At 63.6% G+C, this 16,550-nt stretch carries 14 protein-coding genes; 6 read left to right on the forward strand and 8 right to left on the reverse strand.

The window, feature by feature from the left end; all coding sequences use genetic code 11:
• Window positions 1–128: 128 nt before the first annotated feature.
• The 4 genes from P6U25_RS12400 to P6U25_RS12415 all read left to right on the forward strand — a co-directional run bounded on the left by P6U25_RS12400 (window position 129) and on the right by P6U25_RS12415 (window position 4,992).
• Entirely contained in the window at window positions 129–2,222 is a 2,094-nt protein-coding gene (locus P6U25_RS12400; RefSeq protein WP_407151450.1) for a hypothetical protein, read from the forward strand.
• Window positions 2,223–2,358: 136 nt separating this feature from the next.
• Window positions 2,359–3,420 (forward strand): Gfo/Idh/MocA family protein, encoded by a 1,062-nt coding sequence (locus P6U25_RS12405; RefSeq protein ID WP_407151451.1) that lies wholly within the window; start codon window positions 2,359–2,361, stop codon window positions 3,418–3,420.
• A complete protein-coding gene (locus P6U25_RS12410; RefSeq protein WP_407151452.1) occupies window positions 3,417–3,884 on the forward strand; it encodes an acyltransferase in 468 nt (155 codons plus the stop codon). Before P6U25_RS12405 ends, P6U25_RS12410 begins: the two co-directional genes overlap by 4 nt.
• Window positions 3,885–3,894: 10 nt before the next feature.
• Complete coding sequence (locus tag P6U25_RS12415; RefSeq protein ID WP_407151453.1) at window positions 3,895–4,992, forward strand: DegT/DnrJ/EryC1/StrS family aminotransferase; 1,098 nt, start codon at window positions 3,895–3,897, stop codon at window positions 4,990–4,992.
• A gap of 40 nt (window positions 4,993–5,032) precedes the next feature.
• On the opposite strand, the gene P6U25_RS12420 is transcribed toward P6U25_RS12415, so the two are convergent.
• Window positions 5,033–5,563, reverse strand: coding sequence for an HAD family hydrolase (locus P6U25_RS12420; protein ID WP_407151454.1), 531 nt, complete (start codon window positions 5,561–5,563; stop codon window positions 5,033–5,035).
• 118 nt (window positions 5,564–5,681) lie between these two features.
• On the reverse strand, window positions 5,682–6,905 hold the full coding sequence (locus P6U25_RS12425) for a phenylacetate--CoA ligase family protein (protein WP_407151455.1): 1,224 nt from the start codon (window positions 6,903–6,905) through the stop codon (window positions 5,682–5,684).
• Window positions 6,906–6,995: 90 nt separating this feature from the next.
• Between P6U25_RS12425 and P6U25_RS12430 the strand changes: the two genes are divergently transcribed.
• Window positions 6,996–8,147, forward strand: coding sequence for an AGE family epimerase/isomerase (locus P6U25_RS12430; protein WP_407151456.1), 1,152 nt, complete (start codon window positions 6,996–6,998; stop codon window positions 8,145–8,147).
• A gap of 64 nt (window positions 8,148–8,211) precedes the next feature.
• Here P6U25_RS12430 and P6U25_RS12435 read toward each other — a convergent pair whose 3' ends face one another.
• The 6 genes from P6U25_RS12435 to P6U25_RS12460 form a co-directional block, all read right to left on the reverse strand.
• Entirely contained in the window at window positions 8,212–9,051 is an 840-nt protein-coding gene (locus P6U25_RS12435) for an ABC transporter ATP-binding protein (protein ID WP_407151457.1), read from the reverse strand.
• A 140-nt stretch (window positions 9,052–9,191) separates the two neighbouring features.
• A complete protein-coding gene (locus tag P6U25_RS12440; RefSeq protein WP_407151458.1) occupies window positions 9,192–10,475 on the reverse strand; it encodes an ABC transporter substrate-binding protein in 1,284 nt (427 codons plus the stop codon).
• Between the two features lie 59 nt (window positions 10,476–10,534).
• On the reverse strand, window positions 10,535–11,608 hold the full coding sequence (locus tag P6U25_RS12445) for a branched-chain amino acid ABC transporter permease (protein WP_407151459.1): 1,074 nt from the start codon (window positions 11,606–11,608) through the stop codon (window positions 10,535–10,537).
• A gap of 3 nt (window positions 11,609–11,611) precedes the next feature.
• Window positions 11,612–12,505, reverse strand: coding sequence for a branched-chain amino acid ABC transporter permease (locus P6U25_RS12450; RefSeq protein WP_407151460.1), 894 nt, complete (start codon window positions 12,503–12,505; stop codon window positions 11,612–11,614).
• Between the two features lie 217 nt (window positions 12,506–12,722).
• The gene (locus tag P6U25_RS12455; protein ID WP_407151461.1) at window positions 12,723–14,651 is read right to left on the reverse strand and encodes a long-chain fatty acid--CoA ligase; all 1,929 of its coding nucleotides are present in this window, start codon (window positions 14,649–14,651) and stop codon (window positions 12,723–12,725) included.
• Window positions 14,648–15,469, reverse strand: coding sequence for an ABC transporter ATP-binding protein (locus P6U25_RS12460; RefSeq protein WP_407151462.1), 822 nt, complete (start codon window positions 15,467–15,469; stop codon window positions 14,648–14,650). The genes P6U25_RS12455 and P6U25_RS12460 overlap by 4 nt, the downstream gene beginning before the upstream one ends.
• 383 nt (window positions 15,470–15,852) lie before the next feature.
• Between P6U25_RS12460 and P6U25_RS12465 the strand changes: the two genes are divergently transcribed.
• Entirely contained in the window at window positions 15,853–16,527 is a 675-nt protein-coding gene (locus P6U25_RS12465) for a Crp/Fnr family transcriptional regulator (protein WP_407151463.1), read from the forward strand.
• The last annotated feature ends 23 nt before the right edge of the window (window positions 16,528–16,550 follow it).

Below are 16,550 nucleotides of genomic sequence, written 5' to 3' on the forward strand. Positions count from 1 at the left end.
GCAGGGAGCCGGATCATGCAAGTTTCGCTAGCAGTGGCGTCCCATCCCGAGGTGTGGTAGCGGCGGGGTTCGGCGGGCCGCAATCTGGGGCTTGTACCGCCTCCCTCGATCGCCGCGGTGGAACCATCGTGCGCAACCAGTCCCGAAACAGGCTCGCTTGCGTGATGGCTGCTGAACATCTTCTTGAGCCTTGGTCTGTGGCGCGGCGCTTCATCCGGTACGGCCCGCAACCCGGCGCGCAGCCGACCCCGATCGTCTTTGTGGTGATTTTCGCTTTGACGATGTCGGCGGTGTTCGCGGCCATGGGCGCCGTGGTTCGGTGGCCGATGGGAGGTCCGCCCGCCCTGGTCTTCCTCAAGGCGTTTTTCCTCCTGAGCGCCGCCGTCTCGGCGGCGACCCTCGCGCTGTCACGGGTCGAGCGGCGTGGCGCGTCGCATGTCGCGGTGCTGATGTGTCCCTTGGTTGTACTGTTCTTGCCGTGCCTCGCCTGGCTCATGGGACGCACGGCCGAATTCGTCGTTGATCCTGTCCTGATCGTGCTGTTTGTAGCCGGGATCCTGCACGTTGTCACCGCCGGACGCCGCATGCCGGTCGGTCGGACGCTGCCGGTCTTCGGGTGCGGCGTCCTCGCGGGCCTCGGCTACTTTCTGCTCGTCAACGCGCAAGGTTATACCAATGTGCTGTCGCCGGAGCAGGCTCTGGTCGGTACTTCAAATCTGGACACGCTGTTCCATGCGTCAATCGCGAACATGCTGGTCAAGCATGGTGAGCTCAGCACTGGTCTCGATGGCTTCGTGCCGCTCAAATACCACTTCCTGTCGCACATCTGGCTCGGTTGCGTCGGCCTGTGGCTCGGCACGGACACACTGACTGCCTATTTCGTCGGTGCCCAGGTCGTCGCCATTCCCATGCTGTTTTTTAGTCTGTCGCTGGGGACCCATGCGTTACGTCCCGCCGGGCAAGGGCTGAACGGCGGCGCCCTCGTTGTACTGTTTCCGCTTCTGTTGCTGGTTCTGACCGAAATTACAGGGCCGACGTCATACCTGGTGTCGGAGTCCTACTTTCTTGCCATCATCATTTATCTGCTGGCGCTGCCTTCGCTTGCTGAGATCTCACGGACCGGCAGGGGCCGACGGTTGGGTCTGCTGGCTGCCTGCCTTGCCGTCGCGACGATCTTGATGGGGCTCTCCAAGGTCTCAGTCGGTGCGGTGTTCGCGGTCCCGTTTGCTTATCTGCTGCTGCGGCAGTGGTGCAGAACACTCCTGACATTCCTCAAGCTGATGCTTTCGTTGCTGTTCGTCGCAGCCCTCGCCGGCGTTATTATCTTCCGCGGCCTCGGCGGAACGGCGCAGATGCTTGCTCCGCTGAGCTTCGCCCGGGATTATCCGGACATGGCATGGTTGCACGTCGCCTCGAATGCGGTGCTCGTGCTTGGCGCGATCGCTGTGTGGTGCGTTGGCACTTCATCCGAAAGGAAAAGTGCCGAAGCCTTTGCCCTCATCGCCGTCACCGCGACGATGCCGGCGCTGATCCTCTCGACCGCCGGCGGCGCGGCGTATTATTTCGTGAATGTCGGAACGTTCGCCGCGATCGTGTTTGTGTCGGCCTATGGCGGTCCGTGGCTTTATGGCTTGGCGCCAAAGCTGTTTCGGCCCGAACCGATAGTCGTGGCAATCCTGCTGGTCACTCTGGGAACGGATCAGAAGACCGGCAGCCCTTTCGCTTTCGCAGACGAATTCGCGGAGCTTCAGCTCCGTGCGAGAGGCTATCTTGGAGACGGCCCGTCTCCCAATCCGGTCGCATGGCGTCGCGTCCGCACGCTATTGATCCCCGGGGGAGCAGGCAGACGCGCGCTTGCGAGCGACGTGAAGCGGCTGGCCAGGGGACAATCCATACAAAGGTTGTCGGAAGCCGGAGTGACCCGCACGCCCGGCGCGGCGGTGTTCATTCCGCCCGACCTCGCGGTGTATTGGTCGGCCTACCGGGATTGCCGAGCCGCCTCGCTCGTCGTTCCCGCGGTCCTCGGCGTGCCGATGGTGAGGGGATTTAATCCAGAGTGCAGTAAGGATCCGAATTATGGCTTTTCCGCCTACGCATCCGACGCCGTGTCCCAGCCGTCGTCTGACTCCGAACTGTGCGAGCGAGTCGCGACATGGGGACTTAAGGCGATCTTTGTGCTCGCTTCGTCGGTTCGGGTCCGCAAGATCGCGTGCGGCCAATAGCGCTGCGCGCGCGACAGACCTTGCCTTACGCCAAGTTTTGCTAGTATTGGACGGCTGACGTTTCTACGCACGCGACGCCGACCCATTGGTTGGTTGGCCACGATGCAGTCACCGGCAAGCCGGGATGAGGCCCTGCATGATCAGATTTGGCCTGCTTGGTTGCGGGCGTATCGCCAAGCGTCATTCCGACCTCCTGGGTGGCAATCACATCGAAGGGGCAAGCCTGGTTGCGGTTTGCGATCCCGTTCGTGCGCGTGCCGATGCGATCGCCGCCAAGTTCGGGGTGGCGGCGCATTACGAGATGGATGAGTTCCTGGCGCGCAAGGACATCGACGCGGTCGCTGTGCTGACGCCAAGTGGGTTGCATCCCGTGCACGTGATCGCCTGCGCCAAGGCCGGCAAGCATGTCGTGGTCGAGAAGCCGATGGCGCTGCGCCTGCAGGACGCCGACGACATGATCCGGGCCTGCGACGAGGCCGGGGTCAAGATGTTCATCGTCAAGCAGAACCGCTTCAACGTGCCCGTGGTCAAGGCGCGCGAAGCGCTCGATGCCGGCCGCTTCGGCAAGCTTATTCTGGGGACGGTGCGTGTGCGCTGGTGCCGCGATCAGGCCTATTACGACCAGGACGACTGGCGCGGCACGTGGGCCTATGACGGCGGCGTGCTGACCAACCAGGCGAGCCACCATGTCGACATGCTGGAGTGGTTCTTCGGCGACGTCGTCAGCGTCCATGCCCGCGCGACCACCGCGCTCGCGAAGATCGAGACCGAGGACACCGCGGTCGCCACGCTGAAATTCCGCAATGGCGCGCTTGGCATCATCGAGGCGACCACCGCGGCGCGTCCGACCGATCTCGAGGGGTCGCTGTCGATCCTCGGTGAGCGGGGAACAGTCGAGATCTCTGGCTTCGCGGTCAACCAGATCCGGCACTGGCGCTTCGTCGACGAACTGCCGTCGGACAAGGACGTGGTGGAAAAGTTCTCCGTCAATCCACCCAATGTCTACGGCTTCGGCCATCAGGCGTATTACCACCATGTGGTCGATTGTCTGGTCAACCAGCGCTCCGCCCTGGTCGATGGACTCGAGGGCCGCAAGAGCCTCGAGTTGATCTCGGCGCTCTACGAGTCGATCGAGACCGGTGCAGAAGTCGCGCTACGCTTCACGCCGCGGCTGAGCCGGTTGGGTGTCGTATCGTGAACCGGCCGGAGGTGCATCAGGCAGGCGTTCGCGACGTGGCATTCGGCGCGCGCGTCAAGATCGTCGAGCCTTGCAATCTCTATGGCTGCAAGATCGGAGACGACTGCTTTGTCGGTCCCTTCACCGAAATCCAGAAGGGGGTCGTAATCGGGGCGCGAACCCGCGTGCAATCGCATGCCTTCGTCTGCGAACTGGTGACGATCGGGGAGGACTGCTTCGTCGGGCACGGGGTGATGTTCGTCAACGACACGTTCTCCACCGGAGGCCCTGCGCGCGGCCGCAGGGAATTGTGGCGTGAGACCGTGATCGGCAACCGAGTCTCGATCGGCTCCAATGCGACGATCATGCCGGTCAGGATCGCCGACGATGTCGTGATCGGCGCAGGCTCAGTGGTGACGAAGGACATCACAACATCTGGCACCTATGCCGGCAATCCGGCGCGACGCTTGCTGACGAGCCAATAGGGGACGAGTGATGCCGGTGCCGTTTGCCGACTTGCAGCTACAGTACCAGACCATCAAGGGCGAGATCGATGGCGCAGTCGCCAGCGTGATCCGCGACAACGCCTTTATTCGTGGCAGCTATGTTGATGGGTTTGAACGGGAGTTCGCCGCGGCCGCGGAGGTCGCGCACTGCGTGTCCTGCGCCAACGGCACCGACGCGCTCTATCTCGCCATGAAGGCGTTGAAGGTGAAGCCGGGCGACGAGGTGATCACCACGGCGCATTCCTGGATCTCGACCTCGGCGATGATCACCCATTCCGGTGCCACCCCCGTGTTCTGCGATACTGATGGGGCGACGTTCACGATCGATCCGTCGGCGATCGAGGCTGCGATCACTCCCCGGACGGTTGGGATCATCCCGGTGCACCTTTACGGCCAGCCCGCGGATATGGATGCGATCATGGCGATCGCAGGCAAGCACAAGCTCTGGGTGATCGAGGATTGCGCGCAGGCGCACCTTGCTCGCTACAAGGGCCGGATGGTCGGAACGTTCGGCGAAGCCGCGACCTACTCGTTCTATCCGGGCAAGAATCTGGGCGCGATGGGCGATGCCGGCGCGGTGGTCACCAACGATGCCGCGCTCGCCGAACACATGACCATGCTGGCCCGCCATGGCGGGCTGGTGAAGCACCAGCACCAGGTCGAGGGGATCAACAGCCGGCTCGACGGTCTGCAGGCCGCGATCCTCTCGGCTAAGCTGCCGCACCTCGCCGCATGGACCGAGGCGCGGCAGGGCGCCGCGAAGATCTATGACGCCGGCCTCAACCAGATCGAGGATGTTGTGGTGCCCGGCGTCGCCTCGGGGCGCAGCCACGTCTACCATCTCTACACGATCAGGCATCCCCGCCGCGATGCGCTGGCGGCGCACCTGAACGCCAACGGCGTGCAGACTGCGATCAACTACCCCATGGCGCTGCCGCTCCTGCCGGCCTATACGCGATTGGGCCACCGTCCGGAGCAGTTCCCGAACGCGTATCGCGACCAGGGGCAGATCCTGTCGCTGCCGATGTTCGCCGAGATCACGCGCCAGCAGCAGGACGAGGTGATCGAGCTGGTGCGACACTTCTGATCGCGATTGCGAATGCCAGCCCTCGATTGATGCGACGGCCTCAGCCGACCAGCAGCAGAGGTCGCACGAACGTCTCCAGATTGGGGCCTGAAAACAGATAGCCTTTCAGGCCCGCGGCGCGGGCTGCCGCAATATCTGTCGGTTGGTCGCCAACGAGAAAGCTTCGTTCGGCGTCGACCGGAAAGCGCTTCAGGAGGTCGTTGATCATGCCTGGCGCGGGCTTGCGGCGATGGCTGATCTGTCGATATCGCTCCACGGTCCCTTCGGGATGAAACGGGCAGTATTCGAAGGCGTCGATATGCGCGCCGATCTTGCCGAGCTCGTCGGCCATCCAATCGTGGAGCTGCTGGACATGCGCTTCCTCGTAGAGGCCTCTTGCAACACCTGACTGGTTGGTCACGACAAACGCAAAATAGCCCATGTCGTTGACGGCTTTGACCGCCTCTCGCGCACCGTCGATCCAAACCAGCTTGTGGCTTTCGAAGAGGTAACCGATGTCCATGTTCAGGACGCCGTCCCGATCGAAGAAGACAGCCGGTCTTCGCGCCTGATCTTCGAGGGCGCTGCTCATCAGATTATGATCCGTTTCTACGAGGCGTGAGCCACCTCAATAGTTCACGATGCCGCGGCCGACAACGCAGATTGAGTCCGCTCCGCCGGTCGGTTTTTGCCCTTTGCAGATCACGCGCCTATCGCTCATCCGCGATCACCTTGCCATCATTGGGCAGCGAGCCCGCGCGAACCAGATCAACGGTGCCGCCGAGTTTCGTCACGGCACGCAGCACTGCCGCGAGCTCAGACTGCAGGGCCTCCGTCGGTGATGCGCATTCGGCTTTCAGCGTCATCGCGTCGGTCTCACCAGCGCGCGTGACGACAAGGCGAAGCCGGCCGAGTTCGGGATGCCGTTTGCTGATCTCGGCGATCTGCTCTGGGCGGACGAACATGCCCTTGACCTTGGTGGTCTGGTCGGCGCGGCCCATCCAGCCGTTGATGCGCATATTGGTGCGCCCGCACGGGCTCTTGCCCGGCAGGACCGCGGTGAGGTCACCGAGGGCGAGGCGGATCCAGGGATGATGCGGATCGAGCGAGGTCACTACGATCTCGCCGACATCGCCGGGCGTCACCGGGTCGCCGGTGCCCGGCTTCACGATCTCCAGGATCAGATCTTCATTGACCGTCATGCCCTCGCGCGCAGGGGTTTCGAACGCGATCATGCCGAGATCGGCGGTGCCGAAGGCCTGATAGGCATCGATGCCGCGCGACTTCATCTCCTCTTGCAGCGACTTCGGAAACGCCGCGCCGGAGACCAGTGCGCGCTTGATCGAGGACACGTCGCGACCGGCCGTTGCGGCGGCGTCGAGCAGGATCTTCAGAAAGTCCGGCGTACCGCTATAGCCGATCGGCCGATAGGCCTCGATCAGCTCGAATTGTTGCTCGGTGTTGCCCGGACCGGCCGGAATCACCGCGCAGCCGAGCGCGCGAGCCGAAGCGTCGAAGATGAAGCCGCCGGGCGTAAGGTGATAGCTGAAGGTGTTCAGCACTACATCGTCTGGGCGAAAGCCTGCCGCGAACAGCGCCCGCGCGCCGCGCCAGGGATCGGCTTGGCGGCCTTCCGGCTCGAAGATTGGCCCGGGCGACGTGAACAAGCGGGCGAACGAGCCCGGTGTGTCGGCCACGAAGCCGCCGAAGGGCGGGGCAGCCTTGTGCAGGGCAGGGAGTTCCGACTTGCGCAGCACCGGCAGCCCGGCCAGGGCGTCCCGGCTCGTGATCGACGCGGGATCGATGCCCCTCAAGAGGTTGGCGTAGGCTGGCGCAGCCATTGCCCTGCGCAGCACCTCCGGCAACCGGGCGAGCAGGGCGGCCTCACGCTCGGCCGGATCGCGCGTTTCCAGAGCGTCGTAATAGTCGGTCATGGCGGGTCCTCAGGGTTCACCCGGTTGCATGCCACATTGCGCGTGCTATGAGGCGGCGAGCACCGGTGTCGGATCGTTGCGGGGAACACAATGTCTGAAGGATTGAGCGTCGCGGCGTATGGGCCGGCCGACGTTGTTGCAAGGTTGAAGCGCCGGATGATCGACCACGCGCTGCCGTTGTGGTCGACCGTCGGCTGGGACAGTGCGGCCGGCGGCTTCATCGACCGACTGCTTCCAGATGGCAGCGCGGATGCTGCCGCGCCGCGCCGGGTATTCGTGCAGGCACGGCAGATCTATTGCTATGCTAAGGCCGCACAGATGGGATGGTACCCGGACGGCCGCGCGATCGCGCTGAAGGGGGTGGAATATCTGCTGGCCAAGGCCAAGGCGCCGGACGGCCGGCCAGGCTATGTCCACCGGCTGACGCCCGTGGGAGGCGTGCTTGATCCGCTGCGCGACTCCTACGACCACGCCTTCGTGTTGTTTGCGCTCGCGACCGTCTACGGCCTCGATCGCGACGCCCAGATCCGCGCCGAGATCGACGCTCTGCTGTCGTTCCTCGACGCGGAGCTGCGCTCGCCGCATGGCGGGGTGCTGGAAGGCTTGCCGCCTTCGATGCCGCGCCGGCAGAATCCACAGATGCACCTGTTTGAGGCGATGATCGCGTGCTTCGACGCCACTCACGATTTGTCGTTCCAGAACCGTGCCGGTGAGTTCTTCGCGCTGTTCCTGGCCAATCTCTACGACAAGCAAACCCACGTGCTCGGGGAGTATTTCGAGGAGGATTGGTCGAAGATCCTGCCGGTCAGCGTCGAACCTGGACATCAGGCGGAATGGGTCTGGCTGCTGAAGGGATTTGAGCGCATCACCGGATGCCCGACCGGGCGGCAGCGTGGCGAACTGTTGGCGTCGGCGCTGCGCTATCGCGACGCGGCCACCGGCTGCCTGATCGACGAGGGCGACATCGAGGGCAACATCCGCCGTCACACGCGACGGCTGTGGCCGCAGACCGAAATCGCGAAGGCGTGGATCGCACAAGCGGAAGCGGGCGAGGCCGGTGCCGCGGACGAAGCCCGCGCGGCGCTGGTACGGCTGGAGCGGCACTATCTCAGCCACCCGGTCGCGGGCGGCTGGTACGACCAATTCGATCGCGAAGGTACGTCGCTGGTCGCCACGATCCCTGCATCGTCGTTCTATCATGTTCTCTGCGCGGTCGCAGAAGCCGAGCAGGTGCTCGGCTAGAGCCGCGTTCCTGATCTGACGCGTTTTCTTCACGCGAACCGGTCCTCACTCCGCTCGAAAACGCTCAGAGCCAGCGCTTGCGTCGCTTGAAGCTCTTCAGGTTCTTGAAGCTCTTGCGCTGGTCGCCGGCGCCGCCGAGGTAGAATTCCTTGACGTCCTCGTTGTCGCGCAGTTCATCCGCTGAGCCGTCGAGTACGACCTTGCCTTGCTCCATGATGTAGCCATGGCTCGCGACCGAAAGCGCGGCGCGTGCATTCTGCTCCACGAGGAGGATCGTGACACCGAGGTCGCGGTTGATCTCCTTGACGATCGCGAACACTTCCTTGACGAGCAGGGGCGACAATCCCATCGACGGCTCGTCCATCAGAATCATCTTCGGGCGCGCCATCAGTGCGCGGCCGATCGCAAGCATCTGCTGTTCGCCGCCGGAGAGGTAGCCGGCGAGCCCGGTGCGCTCCTTCAGGCGCGGGAAATACTTGAACACCATGTCGATGTCGTCGGCGACCTCGTTGTCGCGGCGGGTGAAGGCGCCGAGCCGCAAATTCTCCAGCGAGGTCATGTCGGCGACGATGCGGCGGCCCTCCATCACCTGGAAGATGCCGCGGCGGACGATCTTGTCCGGATCGATGCCATTGATGCGCTGACCCTCGAACAGGATCTCGCCGCGGGTCACCTCACCATCCTCGGTCTTCAGCAGGCCGGAGATCGCCTTCAAGGTGGTCGACTTGCCGGCGCCGTTGGCGCCAAGCAGCGCCACGATCGCGCCCTTCGGCACCTCCAGGCTCAGTCCCCGCAGCACGAGGATGACGTCGTCATAGACGACCTCGATATTGTTGACGCTGAGCAGCGGCGGAGGCGGAACGGCGGTCGGCGCGGGGCGGGTAGCTTCGAGGGTTTCGTTCATGGTCTCGATCACTCTCCACTGTCGTCACCCGCGAAGGCGGGTGACCCAGTATTCCAGAGACGTCTGCGATCAAACCGTGAGGGCGCGGCGTCCTGGATCCCCCGCCTTCGCGGGGGATGACGACTTTCCGAGTTACGACCTCACCACCCGAACCATTCCGGCTTGCGCGGCAGCTCGATGGTTTTCACTTTCTCGAGCTTGATCGTGCCCTTTGCCATCAGGTCGTTGATATCGCCGTCGGTCGCGCCCGAGATCCTCGAGCGATAGAGGTCGACCTTCATGGTTGGGCGGTGATCCTTCTCGGTCCAGGTCGAGGGATTGCAGACGCCGTCCATGCCAGCCGGCACCCAGTCCTTCTTCTGGTAGAAGCCCTTGGCGACGTTCTCGCCGGTCGTGCCGCCGTTCTTGGCGGCCCAGTCGAGCGCTTCCTTCAGATAGAGTGCGCTGCAGACCGCGGCGATGTAGTGCACCGGGCGATACACCTTGCCTGACGGGTCGGACATCTTGGAGATTTCCATCACCGTCTTCATGCCGGGCGCGTTGCCGCCCCAGCTTACCGCCGTGCGGAGCGGGAAGATCACGCCGTCGGCTGCATCGCCGGCGGTCTTAGCGGCGTTCTCGTCCATACCCCAGACGTTGCCGAGGAACTGGACGTCGACGCCGGCGGCCTTACAGGCCTTCAGCACCGAGATGTTCGAGGCGGCGGTGTTGCCGAGATAGGCATAGTTTGCACCGGAGCTCTTCAGGCTGAGACACTGCGCCGAGTAGTCGCCGGGCGAGAGCGCGAACACCAGCGGGGGCAGCACCTCGAAGCCGAGCTCGGTCGCAAGCGCTTCACCAGCCGCCTTGGGCGCGTTCGGATAGGGATGGTTGGCGCCCATGTGGACGAATTTCGGCTTGCCGGGCTTTCCCTTGGCCTTCCAATCTTCCGCGGCCCAGGTCAGCATCGCGCGCATCGAGTCCGAATAGCTCGGGCCATAGAAAAAGTTGTATGGCGCGGGCTTGGCCTTGCCGCTGGTGCCCTCGGGGTCGGTCAGGGCCGCGGCATAGGAGCCGGAGATGTCGGGGATCTTGTCCTGCGCAAGAAAGCCCGTGAGAGCCTCGGTGTCCGCGGTGCCCCAGCCCATGATCGCCGCGACCTTGTTGTCGGGCGCCGACCATTTCTTGTAGAGCGCGATCGCGCGCGGCACCTGGTAGCCATAGTCGTTGCTGTCGACGTTGAGCTGCTTGCCGCCGACGCCGCCATTCTTGTTGACCCAGGCGAGGGTGTCGGCGACGCCTTGGCCATAGGGTGTGCCGACGTCGGATGTGCCGCCCGAGAGGTCCTGCAGATGGCCGATCGCGATCTGGGCCTGCGCGGTGGCGGCTGCGCTGCTGATCAGCAACGCAAGAGAGGCCGAGCTCAAAAGGGATCTAATCGTCATTCTAGGTTTCCTCCTGTTATTCATTGAACCGATCTTGCGCGCAATGTCCGCTCCCTGACTCAATGCGAGAACGGGTAGAGCTTCCAGTAGGTCTTGATCTGCCGCCAGCGATGCGCGAGCCCGTCCGGCTCGAACATCAGAAAGCCGATGATGATCAGGCCGATCGCGATCTCGCGCAGGAAGGTGATGTTGTTGTTGAGCTGCAGCGCCTTGTCGACGGCACCGCCCTTCAGCCATGCGCTCAGCCATTCCATCGATTCCGGCAACAGCACCACGAAGGCCGTGCCCATCAGCGTGCCCATGACCGACCCGGTGCCGCCGATGATCACCATGGCGAGGAACAGCACCGAGCGTTCGATGCCGAATCCCTCCTGCGACACGACGAGCTGGTAATGCGCGTAGAGCGCGCCGGCGATGCCGGCAAAGAACGCGGCAAGCCCGAACGACAGCGTGCGGTACTTGGTCAGGTTGATGCCCATGATCTCGGCGGAGAGATAATGGTCGCGTATCGCGACCAGCGCGCGGCCATCGCGTGTCCGCATCAGATTGGTGACGAGGAGATAGCTGACCACGACATAAGCGAGCACGACGTAGAAATACTGTCGGTCACCGCGCAGCGTGTAGCCGAAGATCGAGAACGGGTTGGCGCTCGCCGGCACCGAGCCGCCCGAAAACCATTCGGCGCGCGAAAAGAAGTCGAGCAGGATGTACTGCGCGGCGAGCGTGGCGATGACGAGGTAGAGCCCCTTCAGCCGCGCCGCCGGCACACCGAAGATCAGGCCAACCAGCGCCGTGATCAGGCCGGCAAGCGGAATGGCGAAGAACACCGGGATCGGGGCGTTGTTGGAGATGTAGGCCGAGGTGAAGGCGCCGAACAGGAAGAACGCGGCGTGGCCGATCGAAATCTGGCCGGTGAAGCCGACCAGGACGTTGAGGCCGAGCGCTGCGATCGCGAAGATGCCGATCTGGATCGCAATGGAGAGCCAGTAATTGCTCAGCAGCATCGGCGCGAGGCAGGCGATCACGATACCGGCGATCGCAAAGTTGCGGCTCGTTGCGGTCGGGAAGATCGTGGTGTCGGCCGCGTAGCTGGTGCGGAAGTCGCCCGACGGGATCAGGGTGCTTGTTGCCATTGATCAGACCCGCTCAATATCCCTGGTGCCGAACAGGCCGTAAGGCTTGATCATCAGGATGATGATCAGGACGTAGAACGGCGCAATTTCGTAGAGATTGCCCCAGTGCAGAAATTCGCTGTCGACATATTGGGCGACGTTCTCCAGGAGGCCGATGATGACGCCGCCGAGCACGGCGCCGCCGACCGAATCGAGGCCGCCCAGGATCGCGGCCGGAAACACCTTGATGCCGTAGGCGGAAAGGCCTGATGATACGCCGTTGACCACGGCGACCACGACGCCGGCGACCGCCGAGACGGTGGCCGAGATCGCCCAGGCCATCGCGAACACGCTTTTCACGGAAATGCCGAGCGACTGCGCGACCTGCTGGTTGAACGCCGTGGCGCGCATCGCAAGGCCATATTTGGAAGCGCGAAAGAACCAGGCCATGCCCACCATCATGGCCAGCGAGACCACGAGGCTCATGACATAGACGGTCTGGATCTGCAGACCGAACAGGTTGACCGATTGGCTCTCGAACACCCGCGGGAACGGCTGCGGGTTGACGCCGAAGATCCACTTTAGCGCGGCCTGGAACACGGTCGACAGGCCGATCGTCACCATGATGACCGAGATGATCGGTTCGCCGATCATCGGACGCAGGATCACGACCTGGATCGCGATGCCGAAGATGAACATGAACACGAGCGTAACCGGCATGCCGATCCAGAACGGGAGCTGGTACTTGGTCAGCAGTGCCCAACATACCCAGGCGCCGACCAGCAGCAGTTCGCCCTGCGCGAAGTTCACGACCTGGGTCGCCTTGTAGATCAGCACGAACGACATCGCGACAACGCCATAAAGCGTGCCGACCACGAGGCCATTGACGATGAGCTGGATCAGGAACTGGGTGTTCATGGGGTGCGGTCGCTCCGATCGGAGGTGCCGGCACCCTCTCCCCTTGTGGGAGAGGGTGGCTTCGCGAAGCGAAGCCGGGTGAGGGGTTCTCTCCGCATCGGGATCGTGGAGAGGGTACCCCTCACCCACGCGAGTTCCCGTCGACCGGGGGTGCAGCCCTCTCCCACAAGGGGAGAGGGCACATTCACGCACATCACGCTCTGTTCTCGCAACGCGGTCATTCCGCGGCCTCCGCGACAGCCGTGTGGCCGAGATCCACCACCTGCAGGGTGGTGCGGACGCGTTGCGTCGTGCCGTCCTGGAAGCGGATCACGGTGTCGACAGGGATATTGTCCTTGCCGCGATAGATCGACTCGATGATGTCTGCATATTTCTCATTGATGACGCCGCGGCGGACTTTTCTGGTTCGGGTCAGCTCGCCGTCGTCGGCATCAAGCTCCTTGTAGAGCAGCAGGAAGCGCGAGATACGCTGCGCGGGCGGCAGCGTCGCGTTGACCGTCTCGACCTCCTTCCGCAACAGCGCATAGACCTCCGACCGCGAGGACAGGTCGGTATAGGTCGTGAACGAGATCCGGTTTTTCTCCGCCCATTTCGAGATGATCGAGTAGCGGATGCAGATCATCGCGGCCAGCGCGTCGCGGCCGGCGCCGAGCACGACGGCTTCGGCGACGTAAGGCGAGAACTTCAGTTTGTTCTCGATGTATTGCGGCGAGAAGCGCTCGCCGCGCGAGGTTTCGGCGAGGTCCTTGATACGGTCGATCACGACGAGCTGCCGCTCATCGTTGTAGTAGCCGGCATCGCCGGAATGCATCCAGCCGTCCTTGATGTCGGCCGTCGAAGCCTCGGGGTTCTTGTAATACCCGAGGAACATGTTGGGGTGACGCACCACGATCTCGCCGACACCGTTGACGTCGGGACTGTCGATCCGGATTTCGACGTCGTCGGCCATGGGAACGCCGGTGGTGTCTGGGTCGACCTTGCCTTCGGGGTGCAGCGTATAGGCGCCGAGCAACTCGGTCTGGCCGTAGAGCGTGCGCAGCGGCACGCCCATGGCCTGGAAGAACTTGAAGGTCTCCGGTCCGAGCGCCGCGCCGCCCGTGGCTGCCGAGCGCAGCCGCGTAAAGCCGAGCCGGTCGCGCAGCGCACGGAACAGCAGCTTGTCGGCGAACATCGAGCGCTTTCCGTCAGCGAGCGCCGCGAGCCCGGTTTTCATGCCGATATCGTACAGCTTCTGCTTGAGCGGGGAGGTGTCCATCACGCCGGCGCGGACATCAGCGGCGATCGATTCCCAGACGCGCGGCGCGAACAGCACGAAGGTCGGCGCGATCTCGCGGAAATCGTTCATCATGGTGTCGGGCTCTTCGACGAAGTTGACCTTCATCCGGCACAGCAGTCCTTTGCCGAGCGCATAGACCTGTTCCATGATCCAGGGCAGCGGCAGCACCGACACGTACTCATCGTCCGGGCCCTTGGGGTCGAAGGCGAGATAGGTCGCGCAATGCCGCAGGACGCGGCCGGCCGCCAGCATCGCGAGCTTCGGATTCGCGGTCGTGCCTGAGGTCGTGCAGAGGATCGCGACGTCTTCGCCGCGGGTGGCGTCGACCAGGCCGTCATAGAGGCCGGGCTCGCGCGAGGCGCGGTCGCGCCCCATTGAGGCGAGCTTGCTCGCCTCCATCAGGCGCGGGTCGTCGTATTTTCGCATGCCGCGCGGGTCGGAATAGACGATGTGCTTAAGATGAGGCGCCCGGTCGGCGAGGCCGAGCAGCTTGTCGACCTGCTCTTCGTCCTCGGCGAATACGAGCCTGGCCTCGCCGTAGCTCAGGAGATAGGCGGCTTCCTCGTCCAGCACGTCGCGATAGAGGCCGAGGCTCATCGCGCCGATCGCGTGGCTGGCGATCTCGGCAGAGACCCAATCCGGCCGGTTGTCGCCGATAATGCCGATCACATCGCCGCGACCGAGGCCGAGCTCGACCATGCCGAGCGCGAAGTCACGGGTGCGGGTCTGGTAGTCGCTCCAGGTGATTTCGCGCCACAACCCGAAATCCTTCTCGCGTAGCGCGATCTCGCTACCGTGCTCCCTGGCGTTGAGGCGGAGCATCTTGGGGAAGGTGTCAGCCTGCGCGGCGCGTCCGGCGTAGTCCATCATGCCGCGCTCTCCCGCACCGCCGGCTTGTCGTCGGGATCGACCAGCACCTCGTCTTCTTCGCCGAGATAGGCGCGCTTGACATGGGGATCGGCGAGCACGGTCGCCGGGTCGCCTTCGGCGATCTTGCGGCCGAAATCCAGCACCATGACGCGGTGGGAGATGTCCATCACGACGCCCATGTCGTGCTCGATCATCATCACCGTCATGCCGAACTCTTCGTTGAGGTCGACGATGTAGCGCGCCATGTCTTCCTTTTCTTCGAAGTTCATGCCGGCCATCGGCTCGTCGAGCAGGATCAGCTTCGGCTCCAGCGCCATCGCACGGGCGAGCTCGACGCGCTTGCGCAGGCCGTAGGGCAGGGTGCCGGCGGTCGCCTTTCGCACCGATTGCAGGTCGAGAAAGTCGATGATCTCTTCGACCTTGCGGCGATGCTCCAGCTCCTCGCGGCGCGCGCCGGTCAGCCAGTACAGCGATCCCGTGATGAAATTGTTCTTCAGGAGGTGATGGCGGCCGACCATGATATTGTCGAGCACGCTCATGTGGTGGAACAGGGCGAGATTCTGGAAGGTGCGGCCGATGCCGAGCCGCGGCCGCGCGTTCGCGGTGAGGCCGGTGATATCCTGGCCGCGATAGAACAGGTGGCCTTCGGTCGGCTTGTAACGGCCGGAGATGCAGTTGACGATCGAGGTCTTGCCGGCGCCGTTCGGGCCGATGATGGAGAACAGCTCGCCCTCGTTGACGCCGAAGCTCACGTCGGTCAGCGCCCGGACGCCGCCAAAGCGCAAAGAGACCCCGCGCACCTCCAGACTATAAGCCACCCTGTTCCCTCCAGATACGGCGCTTGGCGCGCTCTTTATCTATCGCTCGAAAGCCAACTCGATCTTACATGGGCCGCTGTAGGCAGGCCATCCGGCTCATGATGCCGGGTGCCTCAGAGCTTTGCTCGTCTGCATCACCTGCGTCATGTGCGGTAACGCCGCACCCACTTGTCCCAGCCCCGCGCTACCCGCCAACGGCGATCCGCTTGAGGGAGCGCGCGGCGTTACGCGAGGTGGTTCTCAATACGAGAAAGCGATACGTTGGATTGTCATGTGCCCGACAATTCATCAGGAAATTTTCGCTGGCTTTCCAAGCCTCAGGTTCCTAACGGAAACGGCATTGTTGCGGTGCAATATGGTTGGGGTGGGACGCTGTCGCTCGAATGATTGCTGCTGATTACTTGAGGCGCATCGCGGCCTGGTCGCGCGAACTGACCGAGCAGGAAATCGAGGTCGCCCGCGTGGGCATCGCCGAGAAATCCTATCGCGCCAACGAATTCATCTTCATGCGCGGCGACAATTTCCAGTACTGGACCGGCATTGTCAGCGGGCTGGCCCGTATGGGCATCGTATCCCGCCGCGGCAAGGCGGCGAGTTTCGCGGGCCTCACCACCGGCGCGTGGTTCGGTGAGGGCACCGTGCTCAAGAACGAGGCGCGGCGCTACGACGTGGTGGCGTTGCGCGACACGCGGCTGGCGATGATGGACCGCCGCACCTTCGTCTGGCTGTTCGAGAACAGTGTCGGCTTCAACCGATTCCTGGTCGGACAGCTCAATGAGCGGCTGGGCCAGTTCATCGCGCTGCTCGAATATGGCCGCACGCTGGATGCGACCGAGCGGCTGGCCCGGTCGATCGCCTCGCTGTTCAATCCGATTCTCTATCCCGACCTGACGCTGCACCTGGAGATCACCCAGGAGGAGATCGGGGCATTGTCGGGAATCTCCCGGCAGAACGCCAACCAGTGCCTGAAGCGGCTGGAACGGGAGGGGCTGCTTCGGCTTGAATATGGCGGGGTGACCATCATCGACCTTGAGCGACTGCGCCGCTACGGTGAATGATTGGGGCGTCGGCGACCCGTAAG

It is taken from the genome of Bradyrhizobium sp. ORS 86 (assembly GCF_045571475.1).
GTDB lineage: Bacteria > Pseudomonadota > Alphaproteobacteria > Rhizobiales > Xanthobacteraceae > Bradyrhizobium.

Excerpts from the sequence above, each read along its gene's own strand:
- P6U25_RS12415 (WP_407151453.1), top strand. The coding sequence starts at position 3,895 with ATGCCGGTGCCGTTTGCCGACTTGCAGCTACAGTACCAGACCATCAAG.
- P6U25_RS12430 (WP_407151456.1), top strand. The coding sequence starts at position 6,996 with ATGTCTGAAGGATTGAGCGTCGCGGCGTATGGGCCGGCCGACGTTGTT.
- P6U25_RS12435 (WP_407151457.1), bottom strand. The coding sequence starts at position 9,051 with ATGAACGAAACCCTCGAAGCTACCCGCCCCGCGCCGACCGCCGTTCCG.
- P6U25_RS12425 (WP_407151455.1), bottom strand. The coding sequence starts at position 6,905 with ATGACCGACTATTACGACGCTCTGGAAACGCGCGATCCGGCCGAGCGT.
- P6U25_RS12445 (WP_407151459.1), bottom strand. The coding sequence starts at position 11,608 with ATGGCAACAAGCACCCTGATCCCGTCGGGCGACTTCCGCACCAGCTAC.
- P6U25_RS12420 (WP_407151454.1), bottom strand. The coding sequence starts at position 5,563 with ATGAGCAGCGCCCTCGAAGATCAGGCGCGAAGACCGGCTGTCTTCTTC.
- P6U25_RS12440 (WP_407151458.1), bottom strand. The coding sequence starts at position 10,475 with ATGACGATTAGATCCCTTTTGAGCTCGGCCTCTCTTGCGTTGCTGATC.
- P6U25_RS12465 (WP_407151463.1), top strand. The coding sequence starts at position 15,853 with ATGATTGCTGCTGATTACTTGAGGCGCATCGCGGCCTGGTCGCGCGAA.
- P6U25_RS12450 (WP_407151460.1), bottom strand. The coding sequence starts at position 12,505 with ATGAACACCCAGTTCCTGATCCAGCTCATCGTCAATGGCCTCGTGGTC.
- P6U25_RS12455 (WP_407151461.1), bottom strand. The coding sequence starts at position 14,651 with ATGATGGACTACGCCGGACGCGCCGCGCAGGCTGACACCTTCCCCAAG.
- P6U25_RS12405 (WP_407151451.1), top strand. The coding sequence starts at position 2,359 with ATGATCAGATTTGGCCTGCTTGGTTGCGGGCGTATCGCCAAGCGTCAT.